This is a genomic window from Paenibacillus sp. P4_E11, assembly GCF_056401635.1.
Window position 1 is genome coordinate 1 of sequence record NZ_JBFUIX010000054.1, and the last position, 23,686, is coordinate 23,686.

Genomic DNA, 23,686 nt, shown 5'->3' on the forward strand with positions numbered 1-23,686 from the left:
TGCCGCGCAGCCCTTCGAACGGGGCTATATCTTTAAACGCAATCATAATGCCGTACAACGGTATATAGTGAAAAATAAGGAAGTACAGCAGACCGGGCAGAATTAATAAATAGTACAGCTTGTTCTTTTTCATCAATGTTAGTTTGGCGTTTCTCGCCGTATTGCGCAGTTGCACGGGAACTGCTAGCGGTTCGGCTGTTTTCAAGCGATTTCTCCTTCTTCCCGTAAGGCTTGCCGGTCACAACTTGCTCAAAGGCAGACCGCAATGACCGGCAGCGTGCCTGTTATTTGGATTTCGCCGTATTATACTGATTCGTATACACTTCGATCCATTTATCCATGCCGGCTTTGTTCAGTTCCTTCATGAAATTGTCATAGTCCGACATCGGCCGAGCGCCCATAATAAACTTGGTGATTCCTTCGCTAATCAGCCGCTCCAGATCCGCTTTCATCGGCAATTGAGAGGAGATCTCTTTCGTGTCATACTTGTAACTGACCTCCGCATCCGCTGCGGTCTTGGTCCACGAAGCGTTTGTTATATATTTCTCGATGTAATCAAGATGTTTGCTTAATGTGGGGTCATCCACGCGGAACTGAATCGTATAAGCGAAGTTCAACGCCGTCATCAGATCCCCGTTATAATCGTGATTCATTAGTTCAATAACGCGGTTTTTCTCGTCTTTGTACTTCCAATGCTTTCCTTTGATTCCGTAAAAGGCTGTCAAATAGTTTTCAATATCGCTGTCCAGCCAATTTACGTACTTAATCGCAGCTTCGGGGTTCTGTGAATTTTTGCTGAGCATGAAGCTTTGGTTGGAGACGCCGCCCATCGTTGAAACAAATCCTTTCGGTCCTCTCAGTTCCGCCGCCACATCGTAATTGGCTGCCGGATCGATTTGCTGCGTCGCATATTGATTCGCGTTGACCGCCGAATTCCAGAGCGCAGCCGCTGCCACACGATTTTGTTTGACTAATTCGATTTGCTTGTCTCCTTTGGTGGTGAAAGCCTCTTTGTAGATATATCCTTTCTGGTACCAGTCGGCCATCTTGGCAACGAAATCCTTGTAGCCCGGGTTCAAAACATACGGCTTCAATTTGCCGTCGGCATCTTGCCAATTTCCGTATCCGATATCCATAAAGCCTGCCGCCAAAGCATTGTTCATCGTACCGAGATCGGTCAACAGAGGGATCGTTTTCCCTTCTCCAGCCGGGTCTTTTTCTTTAAATGCCTTCAGGACTTGCTCCAATTCGTCGATCGTTTTGGGCATCGGCAAATTTACCTTTTGCAACCAGTCCGTGCGGATATATACCGGGTAACCGGCCGTTGGAGGCACCTGAGGGAGTCCCCATACTTTTCCGTCAGGCGTAGAGGCCGCTTTCCAGGCGCTGTCCCATTCCGGATGCCATAGCTTTCGAATATTGGCGCCGTATTTATCCAGTAGTCCATTGATCGGCTGTATAGCCCCCTTGTTGCGAAAATCCGACGTCGTGCCGGAGAACAAGTCCAGCGGCTCCCCCGATGCAAGCAGAATGTTCAGCTTCTCCGCTTCGTTCCCCTTCGGCGGGATAATCCCGATGACTTCAATGCCCGATTTCTCCAAAATATATTGTCTTACTTCTTCCACCGATTCCGGCTTGCTCGGTTGGCGAACGCCGGTATAGACGTATACTTTTTCCGGTTTTTTCACATTGGAAGCGGATACATTCGGTGACTGACTGTTTCCCGTCGAATTCGGGTCGGTATTATTGCCTGACGAACAACCGTATAAAGAAATAKAAGTAATGCAAACGGCCGAGAGCAAAGACAAGCTGGAACGAAATCTTTTTTTCATGAACGACAACCCTCCTCATGGTTTCAGAGCGATGATCCGGCGCCGGATCGCTAACTTACGCTTTCATCCTACATGGCCCTTCAGGCAAACAAAATGGCGCAAATACGTGATGCATGCATACTTTTTCGATAATCTAGAAAATTCATCATTCCGAAAATTTCGTATCATTATGCCAAATAAACAAAATACCCCGAAGAGTAACGTCAAGCTTTACAGCTCAATCCGCTACCTTTCGGGGATATGTATTTTCCGGTACTCTCCCGGGGTAAGCCCCGTCGTTTCCCTGAACAGCTTAATAAAATAATTAACCTGGCTGTAGCCCAGCATGTTGCAAATTTCTTTGACCTTCATATCGGTTTGCAGCAGCATGCGTTTGCTTTTCTCCATGCGGACAGCGGTCAAATATTCCACGAAAGTGTGCCCGGTGCAATCCTTGAAAATTTTTCCGAGATAAGAGGGGTTCAAATTCAGTTTGTCGGCCACCATGGCGAGCGAAATCTGGTCACCGCTTTCATTCTCGATCATGTCGATCATTGTTTTCACATGCTTGTTGTTTTTTTCTTGAAAGGCGACGCTGACGTATCCCGATAGCGCCGTAATCATCTTTTCGAACCAGGCTACGATTTCCCCCAGGTCGTTCTTTTCCAGCAAAACGGCATACACATTATGTTTTTCATGCATGAGCTTTTCCAAGTCCGCATGCAGCTCGCTTGCCGTTTCGGCGAGACTTACCAGCAGTTGTATGTAGGCTTTCTGTATATGCCGGAAATGAACCAATCCTTCCTGCGATGTCAGCTGCCCTGTCATTTCCGAGAAAATCCGCAAGGCATCGCCGGTCTCGCCGTTCTTGATGTAGTTGTTCATGGCGACTTCTCTTTCTTTCGGGTAACGATAAGCCGGCGTGCTTTCCAATCGAACGTCTTCTATGTAAATAACCTCACTGTCGCCGGCAATGCTCCGGTACCGCAAAGCATCCTCCGCCTCTTCATAGGCCCGCTTCAACTCGTATACCGTTCTGCAATACGCGCCGATACCGATAACGGACTTTACGTTCAAGTGAAGCTTCAAGTCGCGTCCCGTTTCCGCCGCCCAAGCGAGCATGCTCACGAATTGAGATTCCGGACAGTTGATCATCACGGTTATCCGGTCTTCGGATATCTCTGCGATTATGCTGTTGTACGGGCCGGGAATGCGGGATTGGATTCTATCGCAAACGTTCAGCTTATACAGCTTCTCGTTCTCAATATCGCCGATCACTTCCGTAGAATCATCCAAAGCGACGATCAGCAGCATGATCCCTTCCAAATCGAAATCGATGCCAAGGAAAGCCATTCGATCCTTGATCTCGTCCTCGCTGTAACCATTCGTTCGAACGAGCGAAGCAATGAACTTCTCTTTATAAGCGGGAAGGCTTTCCTTCAAGCGGGTTTGCAGCGTACGCTGCTGCTCGAATGCTTTGACCAACGTGCTCTGAATGACGCCGATTTCACCGTTTGTTTTGCGGCCGCGTTCATTCGCTTCCTGATCGGGATGTTTAATAAACTGCAGAAGCCTAAGGATGGGACGGTACAGCTGCCGACAGGCCAAATAGGCAAGTACGAATGTGGCGGCAATAATCGGCACGGATAACGTGAGCATGACTTGTCTTGCATTAATCACGCTCGCATACAAACGGTCGAGATTCGCCGCACTGACGAAAGTCCAGCCGAGAGCTTCCGACTTTTTATAGGTAATTAACGTTTTCACACCGTCTAGGGAGGAGACGAACGGTCTAGCGGAGCCGGCGCTTGTTCGAGCGATCTCATCGGCAATCTGGCCATAGTTGGTATGAGCATCTTCGTGTAGGAGAAGGCTGTTGTTTTGCGACAGGACAAAGAAAGAGCTTTGTCCTTTGCCGTCCAGTTTTTGAATGAAATGTTTATAGATCAAATTCACGTCGAGGTTGATCGCGACGAAATTGCCGTTCGCCGATTTGTAAACGATCGGGATGATCTGCTTCGTGGCCCCGTCCATTTGCCGTGCATTGCGGATATCCATGATGTACGGGAAGAAGATGCCGGTTCCATACAGCGGCTTATCCCAGCCGGCATCGTAGAACTCGTTTACTGGGTAAGTCGATCCGTCTTCGGCCAATACGACTTCTTTAGCCCTATCCAAATAATAGACGGAAAGGATAAAATCGTTCGACATTTTTAAGTTGCTCATGTTTCCAAGCACACTTGCTTTTTTCTGCAGGTAGGCTTCCAAGACGGGAAGATCTTCTTTCTTGTAGGCTCCATTGATCCGTTCGTAATAGCTGCCTTGAGGAAAGCTTTCAAATTCCTTAAAAGCGCTATCCGATACGAATTGGCGGAAGCCTGTACCGATTTGGTTAAAGACGATTTCCATCGCATTAACCGTCTGACTTAAATAGCGGGTATTCGCTTCCTCCAGCTCTCGTTTCATCGACTTGTTCGTATTGTGATAGAAGAGAGTGCCAAGTGCGAGCATGGGTAACAGTGAGACGAGCAAGGTAACCGCAATGAGCTGCACGTAAAAATATCGGTTTTGCGACGACATCATCAATTTCGCAAACATAGTAACCCTCCCGTTGACGAATACCACTTCATTCCATTAACCCTAGTTTAACAAAAAGTCACTATTTATGTAAGCGCAAACATGATCGTGTAGGAAGCCAGGTGGGACGTGCGCTTCACCTGCAAAGTTGAAGCTGTTTCACTACCCCAGGAAATTAGCCGTTTAGAGGGAGCTCAATGAAGAATAAGCATTACAAACATCCGGTGAACCGAAGCCGAGTCTGGTGTTATCGGATATTCAGGTGTCGTCCTTAAAGACCGCAAGAAAGGCTGCCGAACATGCCTGCAGCCTTGAATACCTATCGTAAAAATCACTTATAACAGCCCGGCCAACAAGACGAGAACTCCGACCCGCTAATTCCCCCTCTGCTCTGAGCGATACCACTTGGTTCATGTAATAAGCCGAATCCGAATAGCGCTGTGTACCTTGACATAACGCGCGTTCGCAGACATGCCACCTAGCGTAATGGCGTCGGACAGACGCCTAGAACACCAGCGGATCTTTCATCTCGGACCATTGCAAATGGGGCTCATCCTGCTCCGTTCTTGTAATCGTTCCAACATATAAGAGTTCAGCCGTGCGATGGCTCCAATAGTGTTCCAACATGCCTCTAATGATCGTAGAGAGTTTCAGATTCATCACCTGATCTTCTGCGATCCAATGGGGCTCCCCTTCTTCCGAAGCTACCAATTCCGACTTTTGCGTCGTGCCGAAGAACACGTACTGGATACGAATCTCATCCTCCTTGTTCCTCAATAACACGTATCTCAGCTTGAGCTCATCCAGATCCTCTTCACGCAAGCCAGACTCCTCGAAAATCTCACGCAAGCAAGCTGCTCTCGGGCTGCTGATCTCTTCCGGCTCCATATGTCCGCCAAGCGCAGTCCAGAATTCAAAGTCAAACAGCTTACTCTGCTCCTTCTTGATCATCGCTATGTTGCCATTGTTGCTAATAAAGGCGGTCGACATCTGTCGGAGCTTCATGTGTCATTCCCTTCTAATTCGGATGCTTCAATCCCTAGCTACCTAGTAGAGACAGCCATGAGGAGAAACCCGTCGCGATTCGAGAAAAATATTTGTGCCGTACGATTAACTGCAGTAAGGAATTCGCAGCTCAGGTGTCTCCAGCTGTTGGTTCAGGTAAAGCGACTCCATCGCATAGTTGATCATTCCGCTCGAATAGAGTAGGCGTTCCACTGGAAACGGTTCGATGCCGGTGATGATGAAATTTTCGATCATGTGGGTCAATGTCTCGAAATGAGCGAATGGGCGCTCCTTATCGCTTGCACACAAGGCCGAAACAATCTCGCCCCCGCTGCCGCGAACGGCATAGCGCCAGTCATCGGCTAGATGACTTTGCTGAATGACGTAACCTCGGGTACCGTCCATATAGTCCACGATAAACAAGACCGTCAGATCATCTGATTCCCTGGGGTGGGCAGACTCGTCGCTGCGGACACCTACAAGTGCACTCAGCATGAGATCTTCCGGCCATACCTGGCTATCCATGGCTTCCCAGACAGCAGGTCCTTGCAAGGCGCGGATCGCCCGAATACCGGTCTCCCCCCCAGACCGCCTCTCGGCAAGCGACTGCAGCACCTCCAAGGCATGATAACCGTAAGCTTCGATCGCAGTCGAAAAGCTGACCACCAGCAGTTCCTCGGCAGACTCTAGCAGTTTCGAATCATATGCAGGAACGTGCGGCGTGTGCGGGATCGACGAGCCTCCCATAAACGGAATGCCTCGACTCTTTATCTGCTCGTACATCCATACGGTATCCTCGATTTGATAGGAGAAATGCTTATCCGAGAAGATAGGGATTCGAAGCGACAATTGATCGAATACCGCAAGTGTTTCTTCCAGTAGACGCCGACGCGGATATTGCTTTCTCCCCCGTTCGTCATCCGGGTAATCACCGTGTTCGCCGATGATGACAACCCCGTCCAACCCTCCATTCGCATATGGAACTTGGAGCGTTTCCTCGATCGTCGAATAGATCGGTACACCGGTTCTTGCCGCTTCCTCCCGGCTCATATCATTCTCAGGCACTTGGTCCGTATATAGCGATACGACTTCGACCTGCGGCCGATAGTCGAGATCCCCCAGCAATCTCCCCAGAATGACGTCGGCATGGGAGTTGAATCGGTACTCCGTGACAATAACGGCCACCCGCTTGGCGTTCCCCTTCGGGATCGGATGTTTGCCGGACATCAGCACTCACCTCCATGCTGCATCGCCTGAATGGTCGAGATCAACCAACCCGACACAGACGTTACAATGACATCCAGATAGCGTTGTCCGGCCTCTGCTGTAGCAAGATGAGGAGCGTCGGTGTACCCGTTGAACCCAGTCAATTCTCCATGCTTCCCGATGAAAGCGCCGGCCGGGCCAGAATTGATCCACTCCCGCATCGTATGCGTCTTAGCGAGCAGGTCGGTCCGCACCAACTCGGGTTTCAGCGCCATTACGGCAGCGGTCTCGAAACCGCCCGCATGGCCCGGCACCATCCCGAGCCCGGCTGCATCTGTTTCGTTCAGAGCTGCTCGCGCTACGCTCCAATAGGCGGCGGAAGCCGTCCAAATGGGGAAGCGTACGGCAAGATCATTAGCGGTTTGGGCCATAATGGGATCGTTGCCGCCGTGAGCGTTCAGGAAAATGATCTTTCGGAAGCCGTCCGTGACTAGACTTTCCCCAAGATCCTTAAGCAGTTGCAAATAGGTTAGGGACGTGTAGGAGAGAGTACCTCCGAACGACAGGTGATGCTGGGAGCAGCCGACCGTTAGTACAGGTGCCATCAGAACCGGCACATGCTCCGAAGCTTTCCGAACCGATTCAGCCGCAATGTGCTCGCAAATCAAGCTGTCCGTAAATACGGGCAGATGGGGACCGTGCTGTTCGGTCGCCGCAAGCGGAATGACGACCGCCGCCCCGGCCTGGGCCAGTTCGTTTAGTTCATCCCGCGTATGGTAATGCATGAAGATTGATTTCATTGCCATATTCCTCCTGTTACTGGATAGAGTGACCCGGTTACATACGAGGCGGCGTCTGACAACAGGAAAGCAGCCACTTCATTGATTTCCACAGTCCTCCCGCTTCTGCCAATCAACGAGATCGCCTTCATAGTATCCTTGTGTTCTTGCGACATAGCAGCCAATACTTGATCCGACTTGAAATCTCCGGGGACGACCACATTTGCCCTGATCCCGTACTGCGCGTATTCGACAGCGATAATCCGTGTCAATTGCTCCAATCCAGCTTTCCCTGCGCCGTACCCTGCATTGTACGCTCTCGGGGTGGTTCCTAGCACAGAGGACGTATTCACGATCGAACCACCCCCGGACCTGATCATAAGCTGTGCCGCATATTTGCAGACGAGGAAGGTGCTTGTGAGCGTACCGCGGATCGATTCCTCCCAGTCTTGCAGCGACAGCTCTGCAATCAAATGGTAGTTGTTCACATAAGCGTTATGATAGGAGCCATCCAATCTTCCGTATACGCGCTCGATTTCCTCAATTGCCTTCCTAACCTGATCTTCATGGGTCACATCGGCTTGAATGTACATCAATCGCCGATCCCCGAATTGCTTAACAAGCGAATCCCTCTTAATAAAATCTTCCGAAGATTTGATATCGCAAGCGACTACGCGTGCCCCTCTCTCGAGAAACATCTGGATCGCCGAACTTCCCGCTGCACCCAAAGCGCCAGTAATTAGGATGACTTTGTCCTGTAATTGCATTTGGCTCATACTTCAACACTCCTCTTCCTATCGAATTCTCTATTTTATCCCTTAACTGCACCAAGCGTTGCCCCCTCCGATATTTGCCGTTGAAACAAGATGTACAGAATAACGGTTGGAATCATCGCTATGGTTACGCCGGCGAACAGAGTGACCCAATCCGCCTTGTACTGCATAATCTGGTTGGCATGATACATCTTCACGCCAATTGTATGTTTCTGCGGATCGTTCAAATAAATAAACGGCCCGAGGAAGCTGTTGTAAAGTCCCAGAAACTTGAAGATCGCAACCGTCACGATTCCAGGAGTCGATAAGGGAACAATAATGCGCCAGAACACTTGAAACAACGATGCGCCATCCATAAACGCGCTTTCTTCCAGCTCCTTCGGCAGCGACTGCATGAAGCCGCCAAGCAGCATGAGAAAAAATACCGTCTCGCCGAAGCTATCCAGGATAATAAGTCCAGTTAGGCTGTTAACCAGGTGCAGCTCCCGCATCAGCACATATTGAGGAACGAGGGCGTTAATGCCGGGCAAAAATAAAGACAGCATGATGGCCGCCCAGATAAACTTGCGGCCGCGGAATTGTATACGGGTAAGGGCATAAGCGTTCAGGGTGGTCAGAAACGTTCCGAGAACGAGACTGACGCCTACAAAATACAGCGTGTTCAGCATCGTCGATCCAAGCTCGTATGAAACCCAAGCGTTATGGTAGTTTTTCCAGCTCCAATGCTTCGGCAGCGCCCAGACGTCCGCATAAAACTCCTGATTCGTCTTCAAGGATTCGAACACGATCCATAGTAGCGGAAAGATAATGGTGAGAGCCCAAAGGGCCAGGCAAATACGCCAGATTATATCGATAATCGAGTGCTTGGTTTTGTCCATCTGCTTCACCTCCGTACCGTCTTCCCCAGAATTTAATATTCGATTTTGTCATTGGATCCAAATTTGTCGATCAGTATCTTGGCAATAATCAGAATGACGAACAGGAACATGCCGATCGAGGAGGCATAACCGTAATTATGCGACTCTTTTCCGAAAGCCATGTTGAACATATACAATCCTATGACTTCCGTTGAACCAGCTGGTCCGCCGTTGGTCAATATTAGCATCATCTCAAAGCCCTTGAATACACCAAGTGTCAGGAATAAGACACTGATCCGGATAATCGGATTGATGAGCGGAATCGTAATTTTGAACAGACGGGTCATATGGCCGGCGCCTTCCAGAATCGCCGATTCATAGAGCGAATTCGGGATCGACTTCATGGCATTCATAAATATAATGATGTAAAAGCCGACACCGCCCCAAATCGCCGGCGGCAGGAGCGCCCACAGCGCCGTCTTCTTATCGCCCAGCCAGTAATATTCGTGATTGTCGATACCGAACAGCTTGAGAATCGCATTCAGCATGCCATAGCTTCCGTCGTAAATAAACGACCATAAGAGTGCGACGACAATAACGGCAAGCACATTTGGCAGGAAGAATAGCACCTTATAGAACTTCGACTCCGCATACCCTTTCGTGTTGAGCAAATAGGCCAGAAACAAAGAAATATACACGGTCAAGATAGGAATGGCGATCATTAACAGCAAGTTATGATAGAGCGCCCGCCACACGTAATGATCTTTGATCATGTAGACATAATTGAAGAAGCCGACGAATTTGGGGTCGGAGACCCCGTTCCATTCCAGAAATGAGTAATAGACGGAAACGATGTTAGGATACAGAGTGAACAGCAGGTAGCCCAAAAAACTGGGCCCGACTGCGAGAAGGATAAAGATTCGTTTCTGAACTTTGTTTTTGCTCATCAGAGCGGTCTTCTTCAGGGTCGTCGCTGCAGCTGCTTCAGGTTGCGTCATTCGCGATGCTCCTTTCGTTCCCTATACATCAAGGGGAAGGAATTCCTTCCTTCCCCTATTCGCTCGGTCTTAATCGATTACAGCCTATTTCTTCTCCGCGTCAATCGCTTCTTTCATCAGCTTATCCGCTTCTTCGAGCACTGGGATCGGGTCTTTCTTGCCTACCGCGACCTCAACGATCATTTCCGTGATCATTTTAGTCGCTTTGGCTGCGGAAGGATGCGCGAACGTTACTTCTTTATCAATGGTGCCGAAGCGGACCTTATTGTTCTTAGCATAGTCCATGACCGCTTTCGGTGCTTCCTGCATTTCTGCCATATTCTTCGGATCTTCGAGGAAGTCTTTGCGGATCGGGTAAATGCCGGCAAATTTGTTATTGAACGCTTGAATCTCATTCGTCATCAGGAACATGTTAAATTCCTTTGCCCACTTCTTGGTCAGTTCCGGTTTGTTTTTCCAGATCATGACACTTCCGGAGCCGACCCCGTTCTGCACCCAAATCGTATCGGTCGGCTTACTRCCGAACGGAATGTCCATAAAGCCCCATTTGAAGCCGTCGGGAGTTGCCGTTTTCATTTCATTTTGAACCCAGTCGCCGGTCGAGGCCAACGCCGCTTTATGCTGAAGCAGTTGCATTTGCGATTGTGTATGGGTCAGTGCTGCGGCACCTTCAGGGAAATATCCCTTCTTACCCATTTCGTACATGCGCGTCCAGACTTCTTTACTCTCCGGAGAGGCGTAGATAGGCAGCTTGGCGCCCCGGTAATTTTTGACAAACTGGTCGAGCGTGCCTTTTCTCTCGGCCAATTCGAACTGTTTGATCGTGAAGCCGTAATTGATGTAGGTCGGATAGACGCCTGGATACGTAATCGGGATAATGCCTTTTGCTTTAATGTCATCTAACAATTTGATGAATTCGTCCCATGTTTTTGGGTTTTGGTTCCATCCATTTTTCTCGAAAAACACTTTATCGTAAAACAAACCGGTTGTGTAGCCACCCATCGGAATTTCATAATATTTGCCGTCCACCTTGGCGGCAAATTCCATCGTGCCGTCGAGGACCAGATCTTTCAGCTTTTTGCCTTTTGCATCTGGCACTTCGCGGTTCCACAAATCGCTCAAATCTTCGAACAATCCTGCTTTTTGAACTTGGATTTTCTCATCTGCCGAAGCTAGTATCGGAGAAATGATATCGAACATGTCGTTGTCGTTTTTAGCTGCGATTTTGGTGCTGATCATTTCGCCGATCTTGGGTGAATAGGTGACCTTGAAATCCACATTCGGATACTTGGTCGTAAACTTCTTGATCGCGTTGTCAATCCAATCACGGCCATAACCGTTTTCCCAAAAGCCAAACGTAATCGTCACCTTCTGGTTTTTTGGCAATCCGTTATCCGGATACGAATCCTGCGCGGTTGAGGGCGATGAACTACCAGGCGTCGGTGTAGATACCTGTCCCCCTTGTCCACTGGTACATCCTACGATAATTGCGAGAAGGAACACGATGCTGAGAGAGCCGGAGAGCCATTTCCTGAAACTTAGTTTCATTCTGAATCCTCCCTTAAATCTTCTCGTACACCCCATATCAAGCAAGTTTGTCCGATGCGGAGAGAATGAAGGCGTTATCATTGTCGTAGACAACGCTCCCAAACAATCCAGTGCAGCCTTATGCGAGGCGTCAAGAAAATCTTATATCTGCTGCCAGGGATAGTCAATATTTTTTTCATAAATGTAAACTATTTTTTTGTTTGTGAAAATTTATTCCCGGGCGGAAAATAAAAATAACTTTTCACCCATATGAAAAGTTACTGAGAAGTGTATTCAATTTTGCCGATATACTTTGTTGCTTATTTCATTGCAGGCTCTTCTGATCCAGACATGCGTGTTCGCCCATACTTCGTCCGTAATCCGGAGCACCGGAATCGAGATACTGACGGAAGCCACCACATTCCCCTCCATATCGTACACGGGACCGGCAATGCAGTGAACGCCTTCAATCGACTCACCCAAATTATAAGCAATTTGTTCCTCTTTGACCTTGACCAATTCCGCCTTTAGAGCACTTAATGTAGAAAGGGTTTTACTCGTGTACGTTTTCAACTTATTTTTTGGATAAAGGGCGCGAAGCTCATCTTCAGAAATACCGGAAAGCAGAATTTTACCAGAAGCTGATGCATGCAGGGGCAGAACCGAACCCAGATTAGTTGAATAGCGAAACGGCTTCGAGATTTGTTTTTCCCCGATATAGATTACTTTATCTTCGCTGCGTACGCCCAGAAACACGGCCTCATTCAGATCGTCGACGATTTTCCCAGCTATATGAAAAAATTCCGCAGTCAAGCTAGTGCTCTTCCGATGTTGAACCCGGATCTCAAACAGCTTGTGGCCGAGGCGAAATTGTTTGCCTGTGCTATCCGACTCCAGGTACCCTCGGTTCAGCATATTTTGCAGAATCTGATAAGTGCTGCTGGAGGGCATGCTCAATGCTTTGGCGATCTCCGTCAAATTATACGAATCCTTCTCTCCGGTAAACAGCTCGAATATGTCAAGCACGCGATCGGCAGATTTGACTTTTGGCGATTGCTGTTCCATGACCACCCTTCCTTTTTTTGAAACCGCATTCATTACCTTGAAGCCATTGTATCTGACTTCTTATGCAGTGTCCATCTTGAAGTTATGCTGCATCTTACGAATAGGACAATGATGACTGTGTATACAATGAATAGTTGGCATTTGGAAAGCAGCAGGAGGTAGGATCTGGATGACTAGAAAACGATACGTATTCGTGACCATTCGGCTATCCGAGGTCAAGAAATTCGTCATGATCGATCTCATTGGAGGAACCGCTCTATACTACGCCTTGAAATTCCCGCTTCACTCCGTGATCCTCGCATCCGCGGGAAGCATGGTCGGACCCATGATCTTCCGCCGGACATACAAGCGCAATCGTTCGCAGATCTCCTCCGTGCGACAGCGTTCCGCCTTCAAGCTTGTCCCTAATTTTCTACTTCGTAATTAGAACTCCGTCCCGCGTACTTTGGCGAATACCATCGCGTCTACTAGTGAGCCTTCTGCATTGCATCTTTCATTTCGCAGAACGCCTTCCAATGTGAACCCTAACCGTTCCKCAACTCTAGCACTCCGAATATTCTTGGCATCGCATCGAATCTCAATCCGGTTCGCCGACAATTTATCGATAGCATAGTCCGTGATCGCCTCAACGGCTTCAGTCATATAACCTTGACCGCTGCAGGATGTACGAAGCCAGTAGCCGATCTCGAACTTTCGTGCCTGCCAATTGATCCGGTGAAGACCGCTGCTTCCTATGAATTGCCCCGTTTCTTTGGAAACTAGCAACAGCCTCAAGTCGGAACGCTCTAGGAAATTCAGCCGCGCCTTCCGAATCCCCGCTTCCGATTCTTCAAGCTCAGGAACCTGTTGTGCCCAGGGCATCCACGGTCTGAGCTCCTCAAAGCTTTCTCGGATGGCTTCGTTGATCATCGCACCGTCTCCCCACAAGGGCGCACGGATCAGCAGCCGCTTACTCTCGAATTGTTCGGGTATGGATAGTAGGATCGGGTTAGTCTGGTCAAGCCTCATACGACAACATCTCCTCGGCGTATAATTCCAGCCAGATTACCACATACAGCCTTACTTGTTCAAGAGTAATATTTCGAGAAACCTATCTATTGAATGTTCCGTGTGTAATTCTGTATAGTGAGATGAGATTAAGAAAAGGAGGGTTAACGTGAACAATACGATTCGATCTATGTCCGCCAACAAGGGCATCGCCACCGTCTACGATGGACAAGTACAAACGGATTATGTCCGCCTTCTGAGGGAGCATAACGAAATCCCTGACTCCTTATACGCCAAGGTGACGGGGGACCGCTTCGTGGAGGTTCTCGTGCCATTCAAAGGAAGGCGCTGCGCCCACTACGGCTTCGGCAAAAATCAAAATGACGATTTCATCTTATTCCGGGACGGGGGCGTCTCCGATCTGGAGCAGGTTGCTCTTTCCTTCGGCGGACATGGCATCGCCGCCGTCAAACGGTTCGATGTGCTCCAGCCGTGGAGCAACAAGGAATATGCCATATCCGTCTCACCCGCGGAATCCGGATACAAGCATTATTGGCTGCCCGAACACAACCAAGTCGGAACCGTATTCGCCGTGAAGCAGCACGTCCTCTTCGATGATGTGGAAATTACGAATTGGACTGCAGACGAAGCTTTTCGTCCCGTACAATCAATCCGGATCGAACAGCGCATGCTCGGCATACATCCCGATGATCCTTCGGCTCCAGTCGCAGAAATCAATTGCTCGCATACCGTCGATCGTAATGGGGTATTCGTCCATTCCGCGATCAAATGGCTGCGCCCCGTATCCATTTCTGCTGGCTATGGGATGATGTTTCCGGCTATCGGCTCGTTCGTCGACAAGCTCGCTACTGGCCTTGGCCACCTCTACGAGGCGACCGCTACGGATCGCAGCCATACGAATTTGATCGATGACGATCGTTCGCAAAGCTATGCGTTCCTGCATACGCCGGAAGGGCCCGACGGCCAGCATGACACCGTTGCAGCGATGACCGTACATAACATTACTTCAACGTTCCGATACGGACAAGACGGGCGACGCCGAAATAACTCCGTCGTGTGGCTCGAGCACCGGAACGAGTTAATTCAGAAGCTGTATCCGCAAGTATACGACAATTACACGGTACAACCGGGAGAAACATACGAAGCGGCTGGGACCTACTTCATAGGAGAACTGCCGGCGGCAATGCGAACACGCCGGGAGCCGTGAAGGGGTTCGAACGGAAGATGAATCTCTCAGGCAACCATAAAGCCCATCATCCTCGCCTAGAGAATGATGGGCTTTCTTTCTGCTGCGTTTCTAGTAAAGGCTGCTTATGAACGCAATATCGTCCAGCAACAGGTTTGCAAATCGGCTCAAGGCGTTACGTCTTCCTGGGCATCTTCTTCTACATCCGAAATGCTGTAGAAGTGCATGATTTTCTCCCCCTTCCTGTCCAAACGGATCAAAAATCATATACTTTTGCAGGATTCGTGCCAATGAGCTCCAAATCAATCGCTTTCTGGCTAAACGTCCGGAAGATCACCGGACGATTCTTGGTGGTTGTGTGCTATGGGCGCGTGGGGCGGGCATCCTCGCTCCATGTCTTACGTCTTTAAAAAAGAAAGAGCTGCGCGTATGCGCAACTCCATTACACCTGTTGAATCTTGATCAAGTTCGTAGCACCCGTCTTGCCCATCGGAACTCCCGCAGTGATGACCGCGTAATCCCCTGCTTGGATCGTCCCTGTTCTCAACCCGTTGTGAACGGCTGAACGGAACAATTCATCTGTGGAATCTGAAGTACTACCCTTGACCGGATACACGCCCCACACCAGACACAATCGGCTAAGAACGTTGTCGTTCGGTGTGATCGCGATGATCGGGGCTTTCGGTCTGTGCTTGGACACCATTCTTGCCGTGAACCCGCTCTCCGTCGGAATCAGGATCGCTTTGGCTTCCAAAGCAGAAGAAGCGTTCACAGCAGCTTGGCTGATCACCTCAGTTATGGTCTGTGCCGTTGTGTTTTTCACATGCGGACTTTGCAAGTACAACGACTCTGCCTTGACCGCGATAGTAGCCATCGTGCGTACCGATTCAACCGGATACTTACCTGCAGCTGTCTCGCCCGATAGCATGATCGCGTCAGTCCCCTGCAGTACGGAATTCGCAACATCGCTCGCTTCCGCCCGAGTTGGTCGCGGGTTGACCTGCATCGATTCCAGCATGTGGGTAGCGACGATGACTGGCTTGCCAGCACGGTTGCATTGTTCGATCATCGTTTTCTGGATAATCGGTACGTCTTCGACAGGTACTTCCACCCCAAGATCACCCCGAGCTACCATGATACCGTCCGACGCTGCGATGATCGATTCCAGGTTGTCGACGCCTTCCATATTCTCGATCTTCGAGATAATCTGAACGTGCCCGCACCCTTGCTCGTCCAGCAGATGCTTGACCGTCAGCACATCCTCCGCGCACCGAACGAATGACAGCGCAATGATGTCGACACGATGCTCGACACCGAAGCCGATATGGCGAATATCCCGCTCTGTCACACCTGGTAATGTAGTGCGAACGCCCGGCAAATTCACGCCTTTCCTCGACTTAATCGTACCTCCGTTTACAATGCGACAGCATACTTCCTTGTCCGTAACGGACTCCACACATAATTCAATCAATCCATCGTCAATCAATATCCGATTGCCTGGCTTCATGACAAGCGGCAGCTCTGCGTAATTGACGGATATACGCTCCGTATTACCTAGCATTTCCTCAACCGTCAAGATAAGTAGGTCGCCTGCTCTTAACAGGTAGCTGGCTTCTAATAATTTGCCAATCCGTATCTCTGGTCCTTTGATATCCATCATGATGGGGACGATTGTTCCTGTCTCATGCGCAGCCTGCCGCACGCGGTTCATGCGCCCCAAGTGATCCTCCAGTTCGCCGTGCGCCATGTTGATTCTGGCAATATTCATGCCGCAGTCTATCATTTCTTTCAGAGTATGTACGGAATCGCAAGCAGGTCCCACCGTGCACACAATTTTCGTTTTACGCATCGTATCGCTCATCGTCCTTCCGAATCTAGTTGACCCTATTGTAAATCGTCCGGATTCGCGAGAAAATGAACTATAGTACGGATCATGCACTATAGTATTGTAATAACCGATAGGAGCGACATAAGTTGAACCTCATCAATATTCGGATGGATCAAGGCATGGAGTGGTATGAACAAGTCGATTCCAACCCTTCACCAGCGGCGCTAATTCTAGTCAATTATGGAAGGTGCGTGTATTGGATTGACAACGAGAAAGTGATCGCAGAAAAGGGAGATCTGCTGCTGATCCCCCCGAATACTTATTACTATGGCAAAAGTATCCCCACCGTCGTGCACGAGAAATACGTGATGACATTTCATATATCCGCTCTGGCAGACCACCTTCCCCTGCTTCAACGGCAGCGATGGGTGAAAGCCAAAACAGGCTTGTACGAGTTCGTGCTGGAGCGCATTCGACGGGGATATGGAGAATGGATAGAGAACGAGATGTACTCGACCATTAGAGGTCAAGCGATCCTGCTGGACGTGCTTGCCTTGTGGAATCGGGAGCTCGATCAGGCACCTGTCTCTCCAGAAATACTCAAGCATGGCGAGCGCATGAAGACCTATATTCAAGACCATTACCGGGAGAAGGTGACGAAGGAGGAGCTAGGCGACTGTATCGGCAAAACGCCCAATTATGCAGCAGCGGTATTCCGCCGGACCACCGGTCAGACGATCAGTGAATACGTCCATGCTATTCGCATGAAATCCGCGATCTATCTGCTGCGGGATTCCTTGCTGACTGTGAGTGAAATCTCCCAACTACTGGGCTATCGCGACGTCTCCTACTTCCAACGGACGTTCAAGCGCATTCATGCGACGACGCCGTCTGATTATATGAAGGAACGGTCTTCCACGAGTTGAAATTACAACATTACATTCTTTAACTTGTGCTACTTTAAATATAAAGGACTCATCGTAGAAGTCCGGTTTTAAACGAAATGCAACGGGCCTGAATGGATGATAATAATTATCATTCTTGGTAATTCTATTGGATAATGACAGGAGAAAAGGGGAGATTGCAGCTCCCCTCTTCCGTGCTCCAACGCAATAGGATGAATTACGGCTTCTTGTATTCCGCAATTTTCTTCACGGCCTCTTCCTCCGCATTGCGGAAAGCCGTATTCAGATCCAGCTTGCCCTGCATCACCTGCGTCCCGTAGTTAGCGTATATGGCGGCCACTTGAACTTCATAAGGACCTTTGTACGGTATCGGCGCGAATTTGTTGTAATACGCAGCCTTCCAGTTTTTGTCCTTCAGTTCGGCTTCCTGACCGAGCAGCTTCCGGATATCGCCGTTTTTCAAAACCGTCATACTGCCTTGCTTGGCGAATCCGCTCTGAATTTCGTCGGACAACATATAATTCAGCACTTCCATCGCGGCATCCTTGTCTTTGGCCATCTTCGTGATTCCATAATAAGAGGAGTACGCCTGTCCCCCGACCCCTGGCTGGTCTTTGAACGACGGCATCGAAACGACATCGAAATTCATCGTTTTCATTGTATCCTTCATCGACAGCATGAGGCCTGGCACGTACAAGAGCATGGCGGCCTTCTGGTCTTTGATGAACTGATCGGCGGCATTTCCTTTCGCCTGCTGTAAATATTCCTTGTACCCGGGCAACTCGGAAGGAGTGACAAACAGCGTCTGGAATAGCGTCTTCCATCTCTCGTTCGTGTTAATGGTCGGTTTTTCCGTCTGTTGGTCTACGGTCGGAATCGAGAGCGGGTTCATGAACATCGAATAGACGGGGAACTGAAGGAATCCGGCATACGCAACTCCGTCCTCGGTTCGTGTGAGTTTGCGGGACATTTCGAAAACTTCGTCCCAGGTAACGCCATCTTTCGGGTACGGGACGGCGAATTTATCGAACAGCGACTTGTTGTAATACAACACCAACGTATTCGTCTCGATGGGCAATCCGTACATTTTGCCGCCTGACGATTTCTGAGCCCCTTCCAGAATGGTCGGGTCCAGCCTGTTTAAGTCTACTTTATGCTTTTTGATAAGCTCGGTCATATCGTACTGGAATTCATGGGGAAACACATTGTTCTCAAAGTTGCCGATCGTCGCGAAATAAATGTCGAAGCGCTGTTTCGTTGCGATCATCTCGGGTAAGTCATTGCTCTTATCGACGCGCCCGATAAATTTGATCGTGTAATCGGGGAACTTCTTTCGCAGCTTGTTGCCGATGTTTTGGTCGAATCCCTCGACCGTCAATCCGTTATTCGTATAAAAAATGACTTCCGCCGGCTCTTTCTTTTCGTTAGCCGCTGCCGGTTTGCTGCTCTCGCCGCCTTGACCTACGCCTCCCTTACCGCCGCCGCTGCAAGCCGACAGCATGACGGTAACCGCCAACAATACACCCATAAGCTTATACCTATTACGCATGAAAATACGACCTCCCTGTTATGATTACAATCAATCCGTTAACACCTTGCCGGGCACTGAATTGAATTCCCCGCTCCCCGGTACGAACGGATACTTGTCCTTGATAGCCTCCGTCAACACAATTCCGAGTCCAGGCCGCTCCGGCGGAAGCACATGGCCGTCAACCATACGGAACGAATCCCTCACAATCTCGCTGTGCAACCCCGCGAAATCGGGCGGAATTTCCAATATCAGCGTGTTGGCGCTGGCAAACCCACAATGGATGTTCTGCATGAGACAGCCGCCTGCTCCCCATGCATGGGTGGCGATACTGCGGCCTCTCGCTTCCAGCAACGCCGCAACCTTCATGAATTCGCCCAGTCCGCCCGTAAACGAAGCGTCCGGCTGGCCAACGTCGAAGCAGTCCCGCTCGGCGAACAGCTTCCATTCACAGCTGCCGGTCAAACATTCCCCGCCCGCAATCGGGATCGTCGTACGACGGCACAATTCAGCATAACCGGCCGCATCCGTATAGTGCAGCGGTTCCTCGAAAAACAGCAGGTCATACGGCTCGAGCGCCTCCATGACGGCTATTGCCGTATCCAGATCCCACGTACTGGTTGGACTGTTCCCCATATGCCCGTCCAGCATGAGGTGAACGTCCTTGCCAACATGCGCCCGTACGAATTCCATCTTATCGGCCTCGAACTCGGCAATTTCCCGTTTGGAGCGCGGCATGTGCCAGCCTTCACCTTCCGTGTCCAGACATCCCGCTCCCAGCTTCACGCCTTTAAACCCGAGCGACAAATAATGATCCAGCTTGGCCGCCAGCTTCTCTTTCGGATAATTGCTAGGACCACCGGTAGCATAGCAAGGGAGCCGATTGCTTTTGCGCCCGCCGAGCAGTTCGTACACCGGCAGCCCGTACGCCTTCCCCTTTAAGTCCCAGAGCGCCGCCTCGATGCCGTTCAGCACAGACACTCCCATGCCGACCCTGCACCAGAAATTGCCGCATTGATACATGCGCTGCCATAGCTCCGCAATGTTGTCGACTTGCCTGCCAAGTAAAATTGGCTTGAAAAAATCGACGATTCCCGGAACGCTTTCCGGGAAAAAGTAACCGATATACGTCTCTCCGATTCCGACGAGTTCCGTATCGGTATAAATTTCAATAAACGCTGCACTGCGTCGTTTGCGCGATTCGCTTAAGAAAGGATCGTTCGTGCAAGGTCCCGTCAGCAGCACCGTTCGAACATCGGTAATAATCATCCTTATTCTCCCTTCAATTCCCGCGGCGACAGTTCATTCAACAAAGACTCGCCGCTGATGTGCCTCCGTACATTTTCCACGAAAATGGTCCAGATTCTATTTAGAAAATGAGTGCTTTGCGAAGACCCGGAAATGTGCGGCGTCATGATCACATTCGGCAATTCCCACAACGGATGATCGGAAGGCATCGGGTAGTAATAATGGGTATCCAAAGCTGCCCCGGCGATCCACCCTTCACGTAGTGAGCGCAGCAAAGCTTCCTCGCGGATGATCGGGCCGCGTGCAGGATTCAGTACGAACGCGGTAGGCGGTAGCAGCCGCAATTCATCTTCCCCGATCATACCCTCCGTATGCCGGGTCATAGGAACGGCCACGATCAAGAAATCGAGATCCCGCAAAAACGCCTTCTCCTCCCCCGCGGTGAACACCAGGTCCGGGAGGACCCCCCGAGGATCGCCCGTGCCGGGAACGTTAAAGGTGCTGTGCCGCTCCTTGACGCTCCCCCGGACAAGCGCATGCACGCGCATTCCCATCGCTTTGGCCAGACGAGCCGTCTCCCGGCCGATTCCTCCGTATCCCCAAATGCCTACGGTTGCTCCCCGGATCTCCTTCTGAAATCGTGCATCGCGATCCCACACTTTCCGCTCCTGATTCCGGTACATCCCGCGCATATCACGGGCGAGTTGTATCATCATCGTCATATTCCATTCCGCGATCGGTACATCGAATACGCCTTGAGCATTACAGGCCCGTACCCCACGCTCCGCCAGACCGAGACCGACGAGCTGATTGTAGCCAACGGAGCTGATCTGGATCAGTTCAAGCGCGGCGCAATCGTCCGTATTCGCCGGCGGGAAGGTGCAGAACACTACTTGTTTGTCCTGCACGAGAACCGCCTGCAGCGGCCCGGGCTTCTCGCGGAAAGGGATCACCTCGACTCTTACGTCCGGCATGCGCTGCAGCCGTTCTAATTGCCCGGGCTCGACCGGCATGTCGATCAGTATATTCAGCATGAAAGCCTCCCCCGGTCTTGGCTCCCGGCTTCACACTCCGATACCGACGCGCCTTCCAGCAAAAATCGTACGCCCTTCTCGTACCAAGCATTTCCCATCGTATGGGCCGGATCGTCGGTAACATAAAACTCAACCATCGCTTCCGCAAAACCTTGCGCCGTATTGCGTTCCGTCAGCTCCGTGTACAACTTGCAGCAGCTGAGTGTACTGACGCGGGTGTCGCGATTGCCTATTGCCAAAAATACAGGCTTGCCGGCCAACCGATCGATGTACTGGTGCAAGCGCAAGGAACGTACTGGCTCTGTATCCCGGATCTCCTCGAACTCCCGAAGGCAGCGCCAGTCCGTAACCGGAGCAAAGCCAGCCGCCCGGGAAATCCGCGGGTCCGCCGCAAGGAGGCGGAACGCCATATATCCGCCTCTTGAAGCGCCGCAAACCGCTATGTTACCGGGACTAACGATACCTTGACGAATGCAGTCGTCGATCACCACTGCAGCGTCACCGACGAATCTTTCAAACGGATCGTCCCCATGCGAAAGAGCATGGCGAAACCCTTCTATTTGTTCGCCGTATGGTTCGGTACGCTGCCCATGGCAAGGCGTATCGAAACTGAGAGCAAAGTGACCGTTCGCTACAAACGCATCGGCTGTTAGCCGATAAGGTTCCGAGAAAAGGGAGGTTTGCCAATCCCCGCCAGTCGAGATCAGCAGCCAGGCAGGACCGATCGCCGGACCTCCCGCTGGTCGGCGAATGTAATAGTTCAACTGGTAGCTTCCGCTTTCCACCGTATGTTCGGTTAACCATTCTCCCTCGATATTCTTCATGTGGCCACTCCGTACACCGCGTACAGCTTCGGATCGGCCGCGCCCGAATTATCCATACTGACCCGGATGCGTACCGTCTGCCCTGCCAGACAGCCGATCAGATCGCCCGGCCACACTACGGGACAATCAAGACCACCCTCTCGGACAAAGCCGCTGTTTTCTCCGGAAAATCCGGAAATAAGCCGGAATCGCTCATCCGATAGCTCGATCCGGATACCCTGAGTACCGTCTGCGTTGACCTTCAGTTCGAACGCTCCTTCGGGCAGCGTCACCGGCACCGACCAGACGGAGCCCTTCTCGCGGCCGGAATCTACCATCAGCGCTCCCCACCGATCACGCGGAAGCACTGCCAGCGCTACTTCTCCATAGTAATCTTCGGACAAAGATCCATGCGGGAGCCAAGAGTTGCGCCACCGTCCGTGATAAATCCGGGTTTCCTCTCCGACGTTCAAGATGCCATTCGCCTGGCACAACACCGTGTTGTAAAATTTTCCTGGTACCGGCGTAACGGGCGATTCCTCGGCGTGCAAGTACACATGCCCTTTAACCGGCTCCCGAAACCGGATGCCGTCGTCACTAAGCACCAAAGCGAAGTCGCCCGATATTTCCGTAAACGGCTCCCGATTGTGCCAAATGCAGTACAGCCCTACCGCTACGTTGCCATAAGTTAGCGGTGCCGTGCCGAGATGAACCTGATCATACTCCTTATGAAGACCGCGCAGCTCCGGATCATGCGGCTCCGGAAGGGCAAAAGATTCCGCTGATTCCTCGAGCCAATGTTCGAAGTCCGGCGAGATGTAGACAAACCCCTGCCGCCCCCGAGGTGCGCCGCCCTCACCTTTACGCCACGGATCGTTCGTCTGACCGTTGACGATGTAATAGCCGTTGAATTTGTAGAAGGACGAATGCTCGACAAATTCCCCAATCAGCCCTCTCGGCCCCGCCGTCCAACGAATGCCATCCGGACTGACGGCGGTCCGCATTGTCGGCCAGCCCTTGGTAGCTTCCGTATGCAAATAATATTGGTACACCATCTTGTACCGCCGGTTCGGATCGGGATCTTCATCATCTTTCAGGACTGTCGGACAATGGATAATCGCGTCAGGCAGGTCTAACGCATTGTTGTGCCGGCTTCCTTTATACAGCAGTTGGCCCAAATCCGGCTTCGTCCAGCGAATCCCGTCCTCGCTCTCGGCATAACAGATCGGTCCCATCATCACTCGCTGCAATCCGGGCTTCTGCTCGAGCTTCTTCCATTCTTCCACCGGCATATCCGGGTTGAGCCCGAGGCTCATGCCGACATACCACATCCGGTATTTCCCTTCATCAAACAGTACGGTGCCGTAGAAATGCGACGCCAACGAGTCAGGATCATCCGGACCGCCCGGGGTCAGAACAGGCTGCTCCCGGACCTCCGGTTTAGTCAGCTCGCAGTGCAGGTTGTGCCGAAACGGAAAGCAGCTGTCGTCGAAAGCAAACATAACCGCGCGATTCGTCCGGTTTCCGTTAGTCGGAAAATAAAACATT

20 protein-coding genes and 1 pseudogene are annotated in these 23,686 nt (G+C 50.8%); 3 read left to right on the top strand and 18 right to left on the bottom strand.

The annotated features are described in order from the left end of the window. From AC1DWB_RS19780 to AC1DWB_RS19830, 11 genes and pseudogenes are all read right to left on the bottom strand, one after another. Positions 1 to 205: pseudogene (locus tag AC1DWB_RS19780) on the bottom strand (sugar ABC transporter permease); the annotation flags it as partial. 79 nt (positions 206 to 284) lie between these two features. Beyond that, positions 285 to 1,832, bottom strand: a complete 1,548-nt coding sequence (locus AC1DWB_RS19785; RefSeq protein WP_477542815.1) for an extracellular solute-binding protein — start codon at positions 1,830 to 1,832, stop codon at positions 285 to 287. Positions 1,833 to 2,057: 225 nt separating this feature from the next. Then, positions 2,058 to 4,409: a helix-turn-helix domain-containing protein gene (locus AC1DWB_RS19790; protein ID WP_477542816.1), complete on the bottom strand. Its 2,352-nt coding sequence runs from the start codon at positions 4,407 to 4,409 to the stop codon at positions 2,058 to 2,060. A gap of 483 nt (positions 4,410 to 4,892) precedes the next feature. Further along, positions 4,893 to 5,393 (bottom strand): NUDIX domain-containing protein, encoded by a 501-nt coding sequence (locus tag AC1DWB_RS19795; protein WP_477542817.1) that lies wholly within the window; start codon positions 5,391 to 5,393, stop codon positions 4,893 to 4,895. Positions 5,394 to 5,498: 105 nt separating this feature from the next. Continuing rightward, on the bottom strand, positions 5,499 to 6,620 hold the full coding sequence (locus tag AC1DWB_RS19800; protein WP_477542818.1) for a hypothetical protein: 1,122 nt from the start codon (positions 6,618 to 6,620) through the stop codon (positions 5,499 to 5,501). Beyond that, a complete protein-coding gene (locus AC1DWB_RS19805) occupies positions 6,620 to 7,399 on the bottom strand; it encodes a creatininase family protein (protein WP_477542819.1) in 780 nt (259 codons plus the stop codon). The genes AC1DWB_RS19800 and AC1DWB_RS19805 overlap by 1 nt, the downstream gene beginning before the upstream one ends. Then, entirely contained in the window at positions 7,396 to 8,154 is a 759-nt protein-coding gene (locus AC1DWB_RS19810) for an SDR family NAD(P)-dependent oxidoreductase (RefSeq protein WP_477542820.1), read from the bottom strand. The genes AC1DWB_RS19805 and AC1DWB_RS19810 overlap by 4 nt, the downstream gene beginning before the upstream one ends. A 35-nt stretch (positions 8,155 to 8,189) precedes the next feature. Next, positions 8,190 to 9,029 carry a carbohydrate ABC transporter permease gene (locus AC1DWB_RS19815; protein ID WP_477542821.1) on the bottom strand — a complete coding sequence of 280 codons (840 nt, stop codon included), beginning with the start codon at positions 9,027 to 9,029 and terminating at the stop codon, positions 8,190 to 8,192. 32 nt (positions 9,030 to 9,061) lie between these two features. Next, positions 9,062 to 10,006, bottom strand: a complete 945-nt coding sequence (locus AC1DWB_RS19820) for a carbohydrate ABC transporter permease (protein ID WP_477542822.1) — start codon at positions 10,004 to 10,006, stop codon at positions 9,062 to 9,064. Between the two features lie 84 nt (positions 10,007 to 10,090). Further along, the gene (locus tag AC1DWB_RS19825; protein WP_477542823.1) at positions 10,091 to 11,554 is read right to left on the bottom strand and encodes an ABC transporter substrate-binding protein; all 1,464 of its coding nucleotides are present in this window, start codon (positions 11,552 to 11,554) and stop codon (positions 10,091 to 10,093) included. Positions 11,555 to 11,827: 273 nt separating this feature from the next. Further along, positions 11,828 to 12,598 (bottom strand): IclR family transcriptional regulator, encoded by a 771-nt coding sequence (locus AC1DWB_RS19830; RefSeq protein WP_477542824.1) that lies wholly within the window; start codon positions 12,596 to 12,598, stop codon positions 11,828 to 11,830. A 169-nt stretch (positions 12,599 to 12,767) separates the two neighbouring features. Between AC1DWB_RS19830 and AC1DWB_RS19835 the strand changes: the two genes are divergently transcribed. Further along, the gene (locus AC1DWB_RS19835; RefSeq protein ID WP_477542825.1) at positions 12,768 to 13,025 is read left to right on the top strand and encodes a hypothetical protein; all 258 of its coding nucleotides are present in this window, start codon (positions 12,768 to 12,770) and stop codon (positions 13,023 to 13,025) included. Here the strand turns inward: AC1DWB_RS19835 and AC1DWB_RS19840 are convergent. Next, positions 13,022 to 13,606 (bottom strand): GNAT family N-acetyltransferase, encoded by a 585-nt coding sequence (locus tag AC1DWB_RS19840; RefSeq protein ID WP_477542826.1) that lies wholly within the window; start codon positions 13,604 to 13,606, stop codon positions 13,022 to 13,024. The two genes, AC1DWB_RS19835 and AC1DWB_RS19840, sit on opposite strands and share 4 nt — an antisense overlap. Positions 13,607 to 13,754: 148 nt before the next feature. On the opposite strand from AC1DWB_RS19840, the gene AC1DWB_RS19845 reads away from it, so the two are divergent. Then, positions 13,755 to 14,813 carry a hypothetical protein gene (locus AC1DWB_RS19845; RefSeq protein ID WP_477542827.1) on the top strand — a complete coding sequence of 353 codons (1,059 nt, stop codon included), beginning with the start codon at positions 13,755 to 13,757 and terminating at the stop codon, positions 14,811 to 14,813. Positions 14,814 to 15,234: 421 nt separating this feature from the next. Here AC1DWB_RS19845 and pyk read toward each other — a convergent pair whose 3' ends face one another. Further along, complete coding sequence (gene pyk, locus AC1DWB_RS19850; RefSeq protein ID WP_477542828.1) at positions 15,235 to 16,641, bottom strand: pyruvate kinase; 1,407 nt, start codon at positions 16,639 to 16,641, stop codon at positions 15,235 to 15,237. Between the two features lie 125 nt (positions 16,642 to 16,766). Here pyk and AC1DWB_RS19855 point away from each other — a divergent pair, with 125 nt between their 5' ends. Next, complete coding sequence (locus AC1DWB_RS19855; protein WP_477542829.1) at positions 16,767 to 17,546, top strand: helix-turn-helix transcriptional regulator; 780 nt, start codon at positions 16,767 to 16,769, stop codon at positions 17,544 to 17,546. 196 nt (positions 17,547 to 17,742) lie between these two features. Here the strand turns inward: AC1DWB_RS19855 and AC1DWB_RS19860 are convergent, their stop codons facing one another. The 5 genes from AC1DWB_RS19860 to AC1DWB_RS19880 are packed head-to-tail and all read right to left on the bottom strand — an operon-like array spanning position 17,743 to position 23,685. Beyond that, complete coding sequence (locus AC1DWB_RS19860) at positions 17,743 to 19,074, bottom strand: ABC transporter substrate-binding protein (protein ID WP_477542830.1); 1,332 nt, start codon at positions 19,072 to 19,074, stop codon at positions 17,743 to 17,745. A gap of 30 nt (positions 19,075 to 19,104) precedes the next feature. Beyond that, positions 19,105 to 20,322, bottom strand: coding sequence for a mandelate racemase/muconate lactonizing enzyme family protein (locus tag AC1DWB_RS19865; RefSeq protein ID WP_477542831.1), 1,218 nt, complete (start codon positions 20,320 to 20,322; stop codon positions 19,105 to 19,107). Between the two features lie 2 nt (positions 20,323 to 20,324). After that, complete coding sequence (locus tag AC1DWB_RS19870) at positions 20,325 to 21,335, bottom strand: D-2-hydroxyacid dehydrogenase (RefSeq protein WP_477542832.1); 1,011 nt, start codon at positions 21,333 to 21,335, stop codon at positions 20,325 to 20,327. Further along, complete coding sequence (locus AC1DWB_RS19875; RefSeq protein WP_477542833.1) at positions 21,329 to 22,159, bottom strand: alpha/beta hydrolase family protein; 831 nt, start codon at positions 22,157 to 22,159, stop codon at positions 21,329 to 21,331. Before AC1DWB_RS19875 ends, AC1DWB_RS19870 begins: the two co-directional genes overlap by 7 nt. Further along, positions 22,156 to 23,685 (bottom strand): glycoside hydrolase family protein, encoded by a 1,530-nt coding sequence (locus tag AC1DWB_RS19880; protein WP_477542834.1) that lies wholly within the window; start codon positions 23,683 to 23,685, stop codon positions 22,156 to 22,158. Before AC1DWB_RS19880 ends, AC1DWB_RS19875 begins: the two co-directional genes overlap by 4 nt. Position 23,686: the final 1 nt, after the last annotated feature.

Coding starts and splice junctions, on each gene's coding strand:
- AC1DWB_RS19860 (WP_477542830.1), bottom strand. CDS start 19,074: ATGCGTAATAGGTATAAGCTTATGGGTGTATTGTTGGCGGTTACCGTC.
- AC1DWB_RS19865 (WP_477542831.1), bottom strand. CDS start 20,322: ATGATTATTACCGATGTTCGAACGGTGCTGCTGACGGGACCTTGCACG.
- AC1DWB_RS19805 (WP_477542819.1), bottom strand. CDS start 7,399: ATGAAATCAATCTTCATGCATTACCATACGCGGGATGAACTAAACGAA.
- AC1DWB_RS19800 (WP_477542818.1), bottom strand. CDS start 6,620: ATGTCCGGCAAACATCCGATCCCGAAGGGGAACGCCAAGCGGGTGGCC.
- AC1DWB_RS19820 (WP_477542822.1), bottom strand. CDS start 10,006: ATGACGCAACCTGAAGCAGCTGCAGCGACGACCCTGAAGAAGACCGCT.
- AC1DWB_RS19795 (WP_477542817.1), bottom strand. CDS start 5,393: ATGAAGCTCCGACAGATGTCGACCGCCTTTATTAGCAACAATGGCAAC.
- pyk (WP_477542828.1), bottom strand. CDS start 16,641: ATGCGTAAAACGAAAATTGTGTGCACGGTGGGACCTGCTTGCGATTCC.
- AC1DWB_RS19815 (WP_477542821.1), bottom strand. CDS start 9,029: ATGGACAAAACCAAGCACTCGATTATCGATATAATCTGGCGTATTTGC.
- AC1DWB_RS19830 (WP_477542824.1), bottom strand. CDS start 12,598: ATGGAACAGCAATCGCCAAAAGTCAAATCTGCCGATCGCGTGCTTGAC.
- AC1DWB_RS19875 (WP_477542833.1), bottom strand. CDS start 22,159: ATGAAGAATATCGAGGGAGAATGGTTAACCGAACATACGGTGGAAAGC.
- AC1DWB_RS19810 (WP_477542820.1), bottom strand. CDS start 8,154: ATGAGCCAAATGCAATTACAGGACAAAGTCATCCTAATTACTGGCGCT.
- AC1DWB_RS19835 (WP_477542825.1), top strand. CDS start 12,768: ATGACTAGAAAACGATACGTATTCGTGACCATTCGGCTATCCGAGGTC.
- AC1DWB_RS19880 (WP_477542834.1), bottom strand. CDS start 23,685: ATGTTTTATTTTCCGACTAACGGAAACCGGACGAATCGCGCGGTTATG.
- AC1DWB_RS19870 (WP_477542832.1), bottom strand. CDS start 21,335: ATGCTGAATATACTGATCGACATGCCGGTCGAGCCCGGGCAATTAGAA.
- AC1DWB_RS19790 (WP_477542816.1), bottom strand. CDS start 4,409: ATGTTTGCGAAATTGATGATGTCGTCGCAAAACCGATATTTTTACGTG.